Source organism: Pseudarthrobacter sp. alpha12b (genome assembly GCF_054130495.1).
This window is the reverse complement of record NZ_CP196746.1, coordinates 3,584,708-3,597,099: the sequence shown is the minus strand read 5'-3', so window position 1 is coordinate 3,597,099 and position 12,392 is coordinate 3,584,708. Positions and strand designations below refer to the sequence as shown.

9 protein-coding genes are annotated in these 12,392 nt (G+C 66.7%); all 9 read left to right on the top strand.

What is annotated here, in order from left to right; all coding sequences use genetic code 11:
- Positions 1-51 precede the first annotated feature (51 nt).
- A complete protein-coding gene (locus ACTAQI_RS16575; protein WP_457947308.1) occupies positions 52-2,040 on the top strand; it encodes a penicillin-binding transpeptidase domain-containing protein in 1,989 nt (662 codons plus the stop codon).
- 25 nt (positions 2,041-2,065) lie between these two features.
- Positions 2,066-3,748 (top strand): ATP-binding cassette domain-containing protein, encoded by a 1,683-nt coding sequence (locus tag ACTAQI_RS16570; protein ID WP_457947307.1) that lies wholly within the window; start codon positions 2,066-2,068, stop codon positions 3,746-3,748.
- Positions 3,749-3,801: 53 nt separating this feature from the next.
- The gene (locus tag ACTAQI_RS16565; protein ID WP_457947305.1) at positions 3,802-4,575 is read left to right on the top strand and encodes a DeoR/GlpR family DNA-binding transcription regulator; all 774 of its coding nucleotides are present in this window, start codon (positions 3,802-3,804) and stop codon (positions 4,573-4,575) included.
- A complete protein-coding gene (locus tag ACTAQI_RS16560) occupies positions 4,572-5,801 on the top strand; it encodes an MFS transporter (protein WP_457947303.1) in 1,230 nt (409 codons plus the stop codon). The genes ACTAQI_RS16565 and ACTAQI_RS16560 overlap by 4 nt, the downstream gene beginning before the upstream one ends.
- A 23-nt stretch (positions 5,802-5,824) precedes the next feature.
- Positions 5,825-7,321 (top strand): phosphatase PAP2 family protein, encoded by a 1,497-nt coding sequence (locus ACTAQI_RS16555; RefSeq protein ID WP_457947301.1) that lies wholly within the window; start codon positions 5,825-5,827, stop codon positions 7,319-7,321.
- A gap of 146 nt (positions 7,322-7,467) precedes the next feature.
- Positions 7,468-8,391 (top strand): ABC transporter ATP-binding protein, encoded by a 924-nt coding sequence (locus ACTAQI_RS16550; protein WP_457947299.1) that lies wholly within the window; start codon positions 7,468-7,470, stop codon positions 8,389-8,391.
- Positions 8,391-9,287, top strand: a complete 897-nt coding sequence (locus ACTAQI_RS16545; RefSeq protein WP_457947298.1) for an ABC transporter permease — start codon at positions 8,391-8,393, stop codon at positions 9,285-9,287. The genes ACTAQI_RS16550 and ACTAQI_RS16545 overlap by 1 nt, the downstream gene beginning before the upstream one ends.
- Before the next feature lie 272 nt (positions 9,288-9,559).
- Positions 9,560-10,966 (top strand): amino acid permease, encoded by a 1,407-nt coding sequence (locus tag ACTAQI_RS16540; protein WP_457947297.1) that lies wholly within the window; start codon positions 9,560-9,562, stop codon positions 10,964-10,966.
- Positions 10,967-10,988: 22 nt separating this feature from the next.
- Entirely contained in the window at positions 10,989-12,290 is a 1,302-nt protein-coding gene (locus ACTAQI_RS16535; RefSeq protein ID WP_457947296.1) for a M18 family aminopeptidase, read from the top strand.
- Positions 12,291-12,392: the final 102 nt, after the last annotated feature.

Below are 12,392 nucleotides of genomic sequence, written 5' to 3'. Positions count from 1 at the left end.
GCCAGGGCCGGCGTGGCGCTGCCGGTGCCCCGCCCGGGGGATAATGGCGCGATGGGGAAATCAACAAAACTTTCGCTTGCCATAGCTGGGCTCATCCTTGGTACCTCGCTGGTGGCCTGCGATGACGGAAAATCCGGGGCGGAAGCCGCGGCACAACAACTGGCCAGTGCGGTCTCGGCACTGGACGTCGGGTCTGTCGCCTTCGAAGGCAAGGACGCCGCCGCAGCCAATGACCAGCTGCGCCAGGTCTTCGCGGCCCTGGACCCGCAAAAGCCCGAGGTCCAGGCGGGCGGCCTGACGCTGGACGGGGACAAGGCGTCCGCGCCCTTGAACTACACCTGGAAGTTCGGCGATGCGGAGTGGAAATACACCATTGCGGCGAACTTCAGGAAGTCCGGCGACAAATGGCTTACCGTCTGGGAGCCGGGCATCCTGGCACCGGGCCTGGCGGACAGTGAGATCGTGACCAAGGGATCCCAGTCCCCCCAGCGCGCCGACATCCTGGGCGCCGGTGAAGTCCCCTTGGTGACCTACCGTCCCGTGGTGAATGTAGGCATCGACAAGCCCCGGCTGGGAGCAGCAGACCCCGCCGATTCCGCCGCCAAACTGGCAGCACTGGTAGGGGTAGACCCGGCCGGGTACACGCAGCAGGTCAAGGCATCGGGAGCGGAAGCGTTCGTCCCGGCCATCACCCTGCGCGACGAAGGCCGCACCGTCACCAACGAACAGATTGCAGCCATCCCGGGCGCCCGCGCCATTCCGGACTCGGTCCCCCTCGCACCGAGCAGGACCTTTGCCCGCGCCGTGCTCGGGTCAGTCGGACAGGCCACCGCCGAACAGATCGAAGCCTCGGAAGGCAAGCTGGCCGCCGGCGATGTCACGGGCATCGGCGGGCTCCAGCAGCAGTATGACGGACAGCTCCGGGGATCGGACGCGGTGGTTATCCGCGCGCAGCGGGCAGACCTGACGCGCGAACAGATCCAGTCCGCGGGAACGGACCCCCGGCGCGTCCTTTTCCAGGTGGCGCCCAAGCCCGGGACGCCCCTGAAGACCACGCTCGATCCGCGCCTGCAGTCGCTGGCTGAAACCACCCTGGAAAAAGTGGGGCCGGCCTCGGCGATAGTGGCCCTGCGCCCCTCCACGGGCGCCGTGCTGGCAGCGGCCTCGGGGCCCGGCAGCAACGGCTACAACACCGCGATGCTGGGGCAGTACGCCCCGGGCTCCATTTTCAAGATGGTGGATTCCCTCGCCATGTTCCGCAATGGAATGACGCCTGATTCCACCGTCCAGTGCACCCCAACGCTCGCTGTGGACGGACGGACCTTTAAGAACTCCGAAGGCTATCCCGAGACCTCCCTGGGCGCCGTCACGCTGCGGGACGCCTTTGCGCACTCCTGCAACACCGCCTTCATCTCGCAGCGCGACGCGGTTTCACAGGGCCAGCTTGAAGCGGCCGCCACGTCCATGGGTGTGGCGGTCGAGGCGCCCAAACTTGGTGCGGAGGCGTTCCTGGGGTCCGTTCCCGGCGAGGCCCAAGGCACGGAACACGCAGCCTCCATGATCGGCCAGGGCAAGGTGCTGCTCTCTCCTTTGGCAGCAGCGATCATGGCCGGGTCCGTCGCCAAGGGTGCCCCGGTCTCTGCGCAGCTGGTCCTTAACCCCGACGGCGGTGCTCCCGCCGCCGGAACCACGGCAGGGTCCACGGCTCCGGCCGCCGAAGCGTCGGCCACCGCCACGGCTGAGGCGCCGTCAACGGCGTCGGACAAGCCGATCACAGCAGCGGAGGCGGCATCGCTGGCAGACATGATGCGCGCCGTGGTCACCTCCGGCCACGCAGGATTCCTTTCCAGCGTGCCCGGCGCACCTGTGGGGGCAAAGACGGGAACGGCGGAGTTCGGCACCGAGAACCCGCCGAAGACGCATGCGTGGATCGTGGCCGTCCATGGTGACCTGGCCGTGGCCGTCTTCGTGGAGGACGGCGGCCTGGGTGCCACCACCTCCGGTCCGCTGCTGAAGCAATTCCTCACCGCCGCCGGCTAGGGGCGGCCGTGGGAGGATTGACGGTGTGGCCCATATTGACGTTTCCGGCATCGACTACTTCCTCTCCGACGGCACCCAGCTCCTGAATGGGGTGACCTTCAAGGTTCCGGACGGCACCAAGACCGCCCTGATCGGGCCCAACGGAACAGGCAAGACAACGCTGTTTCGGATCATCGCCGGGGACCTGGTTCCGGACGAGGGCGTCATCGGGCGCTCCGGAAACATGGGCATCATGCGCCAGTTCGTGGGTCAGGTCCGGGACGGCTCCACCGTCCGGGACCTCCTGGTATCCGCCGCTCCCCCGGACCTGGCGGCCGCTGCCCGCGAGGTTGATGAGGCCGAGCTGGCCATGGTGGAGCACGACGACGAGCCCACCCAGATGCGGTACGCCCAGGCGATCGTGGACTGGGGGGATGCCGGCGGCTACGACGTCGAAACGGTCTGGGATGAGGTCTGCATGGCCGCGCTGGGACTCCCCTTTGACCGCGCGCAGCACCGCCCGGCGTCGAGCCTTTCCGGAGGCGAGCAGAAGCGCCTTGTGCTGGAGGCGCTGTTTGCCGGCCCGGATGACCTGCTGCTTTTGGATGAGCCGGACAACTACCTGGACGTGCCGGGCAAGCGCTGGCTCGAGGAGAAGCTGAATGAGTCGAAGAAGACAGTCTTCTTCATCAGCCACGACCGGGAACTGCTGAACAACGCTGCCGGCCGCATCGTCACCCTGGAGCCTGGAATCAACGGAGCCGCGGCGTGGATCCACGGCGGCGGTTTCGGCTCCTATGTGGAAGCGCGGGCGGACCGGAACGCGCGCTTCGAGGAGCTGCGCAAGCGCTGGGACGAGGAGCACATCAAGCTCAAGGAACTCGTCAACATGTACAAGAACAAGGCCGCCTTCCGCTCCGACATGGCCAATCGCTACCACGCAGCCCAAACCCGGCTGGCCAAGTTCCTCGAAGCAGGGCCGCCCGAGGCACTCCCCATCGAACAGAACGTCCAGATGCGGCTCAAGGGCGGCCGGACCGCCAAACGCGCCATCGTGGCGGAGCGGCTGGAGCTGACCGGCCTGATGAAGCCGTTTTCCACCGAGGTGTGGTTTGGTGACCGCGTCGGCGTGCTGGGCTCCAACGGCTCCGGTAAGTCACACTTCCTCCGGCTCCTCGCCACCGGTGGCACCGATCCCGAACGCGAGCACCTGCCCGTATCCGATGTGGAGATCGCGGAGGTGCCGCACGAAGGCACCGTGAAACTCGGGGCGCGGATCCGGCCCGGATTCTTTGCCCAGACCCACGTTCGTCCCGACCTCCTGGGCAAGACGCTGCTGGAGATCCTGCACCGCGGCGACGAACACCGGTCCGGGTTGGGCCGGGAGGCAGCCGCCGGTGCACTGGACGGTTACGGCCTGGCGGGGCAGTCGGAGCAGAAGTACGAGTCCCTGTCCGGTGGCCAGCAGGCCCGGTTCCAGATCCTGCTCCTGCAGCTCAGCGGTGCCACCCTGCTCCTGCTGGACGAGCCCACGGACAACCTGGACCTGCACTCGGCAGAGGCGCTGGAACGGGCCATCGACCACTTTGAAGGCACCGTCCTGGCGGTCACCCACGACCGCTGGTTCGCGCGCACGTTCGACCGGTTCCTGGTGTTCGGCTCGGACGGAAAAGTTTACGAGTCCGCGGAACCCGTATGGGATGAGCAGCGGGTTGAGCGCGTCCGATAAGTGCACCAGGAAGATTTGGTGATCAAATGATCAAAAGTGGATAGCATTTGATCATGAAGACGGATGAGCGGCACCGGGCTATTGCCGAAATCCTCCGGCGGCAGTCAGAGGTGAGCGTGGAGGAGCTGATGCAGGCCTGCGGCGCTTCGGGTGCCACCATCCGCCGCGACCTGGAGGTACTCGCCGGCCACGGTGTGCTTCGAAGGGTCCACGGCGGCGCCCGGAGTTTGATCGGGCAGGGGCAGAACCCCGGTTACGGACAGCGTGAGCTGGAGGAGCGGGACGGCAAAAGGCGGATTGCGCAAGCCGTCGCCGGCCTCCTGGCAGAACGCGAACATGTCTGGTTGGACAGTGGAAGCACAGCCACGGAGGTGGCACGGGCCCTGGCGGGCAGGGAACTGACGCTGATGCCCATGTCCCTACAGGCCCTCAATGCGGCAGCTGAAGGGGACGGCGCCCAGGGTTCACGCCCTGCGCTGCTGCTGCCCGGCGGCAACGTGGTGCCCGGCGAACTCTGCTTCCGCGGACCCCTGGCCGAGTCCAACATCAGGTCCCTGCGCTTTGACACCGCCGTGCTCACGCCCTGCGCCGTGGACTTCAAGGACGGTCTGCTGGCCCACGACCTTGAAGATGCAGCCGTCAAAACGGCAGGCCTGGAATCAGCGGCACGGGTGGTGGTGGCCGCCTCGGCGGCAAAGTGGCAGGCCCACGCCAGGGTGTTGGTGGCCGGCCTGGCCCGGGTGGACATCATCGTCACCGACCGAAAATTCACTGCGCAGGACAGTGCCGAACTCGAAAAATACCCAGTGGAAGTAGTGAGCGTATGAGCACCAACACCGGTACGGAACAGCAGGCTGGGCTGAAAGCGGCCGCTGCGGCAACCTTCGTGGTTTTCGGCATCAACGGTCTCGTCTTCGCCAGCTGGGCGGCCAGGATCCCTGCTGTTACCCAAACGCTGCACATCACCTCCGGCCAAATGGGCACCCTGCTGCTGTGCACGGCGGTGGGTTCATTGCTGGCGCTGCCCACCGCCGGCCTGGTGGTGGGCAGGATAGGGACGGCCAACACCGTCCGCTTCGCCGGCTTGCTGGCGGCAGCGGCAGGCGTGGGCATCGCCATGTCCCTCCTGGGCACGTCCATTCCGGGGACGGCGGTGTCACTGTTCTTCTTTGGCATCGGAATCGGTCTCTGGGACGTGGCGCAAAACATCGAAGGGGCCGACGTGGAGCACAAGCTCCGGCGGACCGTGATGCCGCAATTCCACGCGGCCTTCAGTGGTGGGGCTTTCGTGGGGGCCCTCGTGGGGGCGGGGCTGTCGACCCTCGGGGTGGACCTGCCACTGCATCTGCTGGTAATCGCAGCCGTGGTGGTGCTGGTGGCACTGACCGTGCCGCGGTACTTCCTTCCCCACATCTCCACGGCCCCTGTGGATGGGGAACCGAAACCCGAAAAGGGACCATCCGCATGGCGGGATACCAGGACCCTGCTCATTGGCGTGGTGGTCCTGGGCGCCACCCTTACCGAAGGGGCCGGCAACGACTGGATCGCCAAGGCGTCCGTGGACGGACTGGCCACCTCCGAATCCACCGGCGCCCTCATGTTCGCCCTGTTCGTCCTGGCCATGACCGCCATGCGGTTCCTGGGGGGCCGCGTCATCGACAAATACGGACGGGTGGTGGTGCTCCGGGCCAGCATGGCCGCAGCCGCCGCGGGGCTGGGCCTCTTTGTGCTGGCATCCAATATCTGGCTGGCCGGCATTGGTGCAGCCCTTTGGGGCGTAGGTGCCGCCCTGGCCTTCCCCATGGGCATGTCCGCCGCATCCGACGACCCGAAGCACTCCGCAGCCCGCGTCTCGGTCGTATCCACTTTGGGGTATATATCATTCCTGGCCGGACCGCCGCTGCTCGGCTACCTTGGCGACCTCACCGGCATCCACACTGCACTGATAGCGATCATGGCGCCCATCCTGTTGGCACTGCTCCTTGCCGGAGCTGCCAGGCCCCTGCGCGTGAGGCAGGAGCCGGCTGGGCAGGAGACCGCCGAGCGGGACTAGGCGCTGGGGTTTAGGGTGATCACATGCAAAACACAAGGCCCAGGGGCCGGAGTTGGATCAGCCGCCTTGATAGATACCTCCTTGGGCATGTTTCCGGCCTGCCGGGAGGCAACCATGACGTCTTCTTCCGCCGGCTTTCAGCCTCCGCCAACCAAGGCAAGCTGTGGATGGGAACGGCGGCGGTCCTTGCACTCTTTCCGGGGAAGACCCGAAGGGCGGCCCTGCACGGCTTGATCGCCCAAGGCGTGGCGTCCGCCGTCACCAATGTGGTGTTCAAGACACTGCTTCCCCGCACACGCCCGCTGCCCGAGCATCTGCCGGTCTTCCGCTTTGTGCATCCGCAGCCCAAGAGTTCCTCCATGCCGTCCGGGCACTCAGCGTCAGCCGTGGCGTTCGCAGTCGGCGCCGGACTGGTCCGCCCGGCCCTGGGCGCCGCCCTGGCACCGGCAGCGCTGGGTGTGGCCTACTCGAGGGTTCACACCGGTGCACACTGGCCCTCTGATGTCCTCTTCGGCTCGGCACTGGGTGCCGGGGCTGCCCTGGTGACGCGCCACTGGTGGCCTGTCCGTCCGCCCATCCCGCAGACGACGCGCGCGTGGACAAGCGCGCCAGCACTGCCGGACGGCGAGGGACTCAGCATCGTGGTGAACACCCTGGGCGGCTCCTTCAAGGAGGAGACCGCCGCCGCGCTGCAGGAAGTATTTCCTAAGGCGCATATAAACACGGTGCAGCCCGAAGAGGACCTGGTGCAGCGGATCAATGCCACCGCTGACTTTCCCGGTACCCGGGCACTGGGGGTATGGGGCGGTGACGGAACCGTCGGCGCGGCGGCCGCTGCCGCCGTCGACCGCTCCATTCCCCTGCTGGTCCTGCCCGGCGGGACCCTGAACCATTTTGCCCGCGACGCGGGAACGGGGAGCCTGAAGGATGCAGTGGAAGCGGCAAGCAAAGGTGAAGCCGCCCTGGCGGACATCGGATTGGTGACAGCGGAACGGGGCCTGGCGGGAAGCCCGGAGGTCTCCGAAATGGTCATGCTGAACACCTCCAGCGTGGGCCTGTACCCGAACTTCGTGCGGCGGCGCGAACACCTGCAGCCTGCGCTCGGCAAGCCGCTGGCCGGCGTCGTGGCGATGTTACGGACCTTTGCCGCCGGCACGCCCATCACACTGACCGTGGACGGCGTCCGGCACAAACTGTGGATCGCCTACCTGGGGCGGGGCCGGTACTACCCCCGGGACCACGCGCCGTTAATCAGGCCCGTGATGGATGACGGCGTATTGGATGTGCGAATGATTACCGCCGATGAGTCATTCGCCCGGCTGCGGCTGCTCTGGTCGGTGCTGACGGGAACGGTGGCAAGCTCCAGGATTACCCACCTGCGGGAGGCCGCGGGGGTAAGCATCGATGCCGGGGGCGCGCCCATGGCGTTGGCGGTGGACGGAGAAGCCCTGGCCGGAGTCCGGAGAGTCAGCTACAGAGTCCGGCCGAAGGCGCTGAGGTACTACTCCCCGCGCCGCTGACCTGCGGCTGCGGAGGGGAGGATTACCCTGATTCACCCCTGAATCATCCCTGATACGGGCGAAAAGCGGCGCGGGGCTCGGTAGCGTGGGGAGTGCATTCCCACCGAACCGTCCGCAGCCGCGCGCTGCCGTCCAAAGGATTCTTCATGATCGAGGCAAACGGGCTGACCAAGGTCTACGGCGCCAAAACCGCCGTGGCCGGCGTCAGCTTCACCGTCAGGGCAGGGCAAGTCACCGGCTTCCTGGGCCCGAACGGAGCAGGGAAGTCCACCACGATGCGCATGATCATGGGACTGGACCGGCCGACGTCGGGATCCGTCACGGTAAACGGCCTGCCGTACGTCCGGCACAAGGCACCCCTGCGCGAGGTGGGTGCCCTCCTCGACGCCAAAGCCGTCCACACCAGCCGCAGCGCCTACAACCACCTGCTGGCCATGGCCGCCACCCACAGCATCCCCAAGGCCCGGGTGCACGAGGTGATCGAGATGACCGGACTCGACGCGGTGGCGCGTAAGAAGGCCGGCGGGTTCTCGCTGGGCATGGGCCAGCGGCTGGGTATTGCCGCCGCCCTGCTGGGGGACCCGCAGACGCTCATCCTGGATGAGCCAGTCAACGGCCTGGACCCGGAGGGCGTGGTCTGGGTGCGGAACCTGGTTCGCTACCTCGCCGGGCAGGGACGCACCGTGTTCCTCTCCAGCCACCTGATGAGCGAGATGGCTCAGACCGCCGACCACCTGATCGTCATTGGACGCGGCCGGGTCATCGCCGACGCCCCCATCCACGACATCATCACCGGCAAGGGCCAGTCACGCGTCCGCGTCCGCACTGATGAGCCGGACCGGCTTTACCAACTGCTGGCCGCGCGGGGCGCGTCCATTGAAGCCCGGGAACGGGAACTGCTCGAAGTAACGGGCCTCGAGCCCAAAGCCATCGCCGGGGCGGCACTGGAAAACCAGGTCATGGTCTACGAACTCACGCCCCTCGTTGCCAGCCTCGAGGAGGCATACATGGAACTGACAAAGGACGACGTCGAATATCACTCCCTGCCTGCCGCGGAGGTGAGCAAGTAATGAGCTCCATGACCACCGAATCCACGCCCGTGCCCGACCCGGCGTCGTCGCCCTCAGGAGGCATCTCCCGCAGCGCCGGCGGCCGGTCCCTGCCCGGGCCCACCTTTGTGCGGGTTCTCAACTCGGAAGTCATCAAATTCCGCAGCCTTCTCTCCACACTGATCCTGCTCGCTTCCACCGCCGTTGTGATGGTTGGCTTTGGCGCGCTGTCAGCATGGGGGACGGGACAGTTCGCGGATGCGGCTACCCGGGACCCGCAGGCGGCAGCACGGATGGCGGCCCAAGGCGGCGACCTTGCGGTCAGCGTGCCCACGTCGGGCATCGCCTTCGCCCAGCTGATCCTCGGGTCCCTGGGCGTGCTCCTGATGAGTTCGGAATTTACCACCGGAATGGCGCGGTCCACCTTCGCGGCAGTCCCCAGGCGCCTCCCCGCGTTCGCTGCCAAGCTGGTGGTGGTGATGGTGACATCGTTCGTGGTCACCGCTGTCTCCACCTGGGTGGCGGGACTGGTAGCCGTGCCCATCCTGGACAACTACGGCCTCAAGCTGGACCTGGGCAGCTCACAGTCGCTGAAGCTCCTCCTGGTTAACAGCATCTATGTGGCAGCCGTCGCCGCCATCGGCATGGCCCTCGGTACGCTGATCCGTAATTCGGCCGGCGGCATCATGAGCCTGGTGGGCATCTTCTTTGTGGCACCCATTGCATTCCAGCTCATTCCCGGGGACTTCTTCAAGGAGGCCCGCAAGTACCTTCCCGGCAACACCGTTGAGCCGCTGACGGCTGCCCAACACGTTCCGGATACGCTGGAGGCATGGCAGGCCGGGCTGGTTCTGGGCGGGTGGGTAGTCGTCCCTGTCCTGCTTGCAGCGGTCCTGTTGAAACGGCGCGACGTGTAGGCCCAGCCCCAGCTTCCGCGGTGCGCCGCACGCGTGCGCGTGGTTTCGGGCACATTACAAATGTGCCTGGGAGAAAACTTTCCTTGCCCATGAGGGCTTCTGCTTGGAGGCCCGTCCTGTTGGGCGCAACCAGGTCTGTTGGACTGCACAAAGCACGGCGCATAATGGCGGACCTAGGGTGAAACGACGATGTGGTGCACCACACGGTCCCCCGGTGGTCCACCAAGGCACGTCGCTCAACCTCTGCTATTTCCCAACAGGACGGCGCTTCCATGCATGCTGACCAGCAACTCTCAAAGTCCCTGAAACCCAGGCACCTGTCCATGATCGCCATCGCCGGCGTCATTGGTGCAGGACTCTTCGTCGGCTCGGGCGCCGCGATCCAGCAGGCCGGCCCGGGCATCCTCGTCGCGTATGCAGCCGCCGGGCTGGTGGTCATCCTGGTGATGCGCATGCTGGGCGAGATGGCCGCTGCCAACCCCGAAACGGGCTCCTTCTCCACCTATGCCGACAAGGCGCTGGGCCGCTGGGCCGGGTTCAGCATCGGCTGGCTCTATGCCTGGTTCTGGATCATCGTCCTGGGCATCGAGGCCACCGCCGGTGCGGCCATCATGCACCGGTGGGTGCCGGGCATTGACCAGTGGGTCTGGGCCCTTGTCCTCATGGTGCTGCTGACGCTCACCAACCTCGGCTCGGTGAAGTCCTACGGCGAGTTCGAGTTCTGGTTCGCCTCCATCAAGGTCGCGGCGATCGTCCTCTTCCTGCTTTTCGGTGCCGCAGCCATCCTGGGCCTCGTTCCCGGTGTCCCTGCCCCCGGTCTGAGCAACCTGATCAACAACGGCGGGTTCATGCCCAACGGCCCGGGCGCCGTCCTGGCCGGCATCCTCGTTGTGGTCTTCTCCTTCTTCGGCGCCGAAATCGCCACCATCGCAGCCGGCGAATCCGAAAACCCGGTGGACGCCGTGAAGAAGGCCGTGAAATCCACCGTATGGCGCATCCTGGTCTTCTACATCGGCTCCATTGCCGTGGTTGTCACCCTTCTTCCGTGGAACTCCGCCTCCGTGGCCAAGAGCCCGTACGTGGCGGTCATCGAACTGTTCGGCATTCCTGGCGCCGGAACCATCATGGACGTCGTAGTGCTGACCTCGGTCCTCTCCTGCCTGAACTCCGGCCTCTACACCGCCAGCCGCATGCTGTTCTCACTGTCCACCCGGGGTGACGCGCCGCGTTCGTGGACCCGCATCTCCCGCCGTGGAGTTCCCGCTGCTGCCGTACTTGCCTCCACGGTGGTCGGCTTCGTCACGGTGGGCCTGAACTACATTGCCCCGGACACCGTATTCCTCTTCCTGGTCAACACCTCGGGTGCGATTGCCCTGTTCGTATGGCTGGTCATCTCGGCCTCGCAGCTGGTCCTCCGCCGGCGGATGGGTGCTGCCGCCAAGGACCTGCAGCTGAAGATGTGGCTGTTCCCGTACCTCACCTGGGCAGCCATCATCAGCATCGTGGCCCTGCTCATCGGCATGGTGATCGTGGAGTCCACCCGGGAGTCACTGCTGCTGTCGCTGGCGTTGGCCGCCGTCGTGGTGGCAGTGGGCGTGCTCCGTTACCGGCGGAAGGGTGCAGCAGCCGCCGGACAGCCGGCCGCAGCAGCCGAGGCTGCCCCGGCTCCGGCGGAGTAGGCCCGGCGCTAGACTCGGGACCATGCCTTTGCCTTCCTCTGCCGCAGACCACATCCAGGACCTTGGCGCCTATGTCAGCGCGTCGCCGTCGAGCTTCCACGCCGCCCATGAAGGCGGCCGGCGGCTGGAGGAAGCCGGGTTCGTCCGCCTGGATGAGCTGCAGCCGTGGGAGGGTGGCGCAGGATCGTTCTTCGTGATCCGTGACGGCGCGCTGATCGCGTGGGTGGTCCCGGAAGGTGCGGGACCAGCCACGGGGTTCAACATCCTGGGTGCGCACACGGACTCGCCGTCCTTCAAGCTCAAGCCCAAGCCCACCACCGGCGCCCACGGCTGGCTGCAGGCCGGGGTGGAAATCTACGGTGGACCCCTGCTGAACTCCTGGCTGGACCGCGAGCTGCGGCTCGCGGGCCGGCTGGTCATGCTCGACGGCACGGAGCATCTCACCGCCACCGGCCCGCTGCTCCGCTTCCCACAGCTGGCCATCCACCTGGACCGGGCCGTGAACGAGGGCCTCACCCTTGACAAGCAGCGCCACATGAACCCGGTGTGGGGGCTGGGAAATCCGTCCGATTCAGACCTGCTGGGCGTGCTGGCGGCGTCGGTTGCCGGCACGTCCGTCGACCCGGGGCAGATTGGCGGGTACGACGTCGTCATTGCGGACACGCAGGCACCGGCGGTTTTCGGGGGCAAGGGGGAGTTCTTCGCATCGGGGCGGCTGGACAACCTTTCGGCCACGCACGCAGGGCTGGCGGCCCTGATCGCCCATGCCGGATCCGGGGCCACCGGCGGCCCCATTGCGGTGCTCGCCGCCTTCGACCACGAGGAAATCGGGTCCAACTCCCGCTCCGGTGCGTGCGGACCCATCCTTGAGGACGTGCTGGTGCGCATCTCTGACGGCCTGGGCGCCACGGTGAGCCAGCGGCGGCAGGCCCTGGCGGCGTCGTTCTGCCTCTCTGCCGATGCCGGGCACGCCGTCCACCCGAACTACCCCGAGCGGCACGACCCCGCCAACCACCCCGTGCTTAACGGCGGGCCGCTCCTGAAGATCAACGCCAACCAGCGCTACGCCACGGACGCGTTCGGCGCGGCGTTCTGGGCGCGGCTCTGCGGCGAAAGGGGTGTGCCGTACCAGGAATTCGTCTCCAACAACGCGATGCCGTGCGGGTCCACCATCGGGCCGCTTACCGCCACCCGGCTGGGGATCCGGACGGTGGACGTAGGCGTACCGCTGCTGTCCATGCACTCCGCCCGCGAATTGTGCGGTGTGGAGGATCCCCTGCGCCTGGCTGCGGTCACAGAGCTGTTCTTCCGGACCGCGGCGTAGTTCCTTTCCTATGTGGCACCACAAAGCGTGGTGCGGATAGCCACATGCCCGGCCTGACAGCCTAGTTCCTGCGCTGGCTCCCTTCTACGGTAAGAGTGCAGA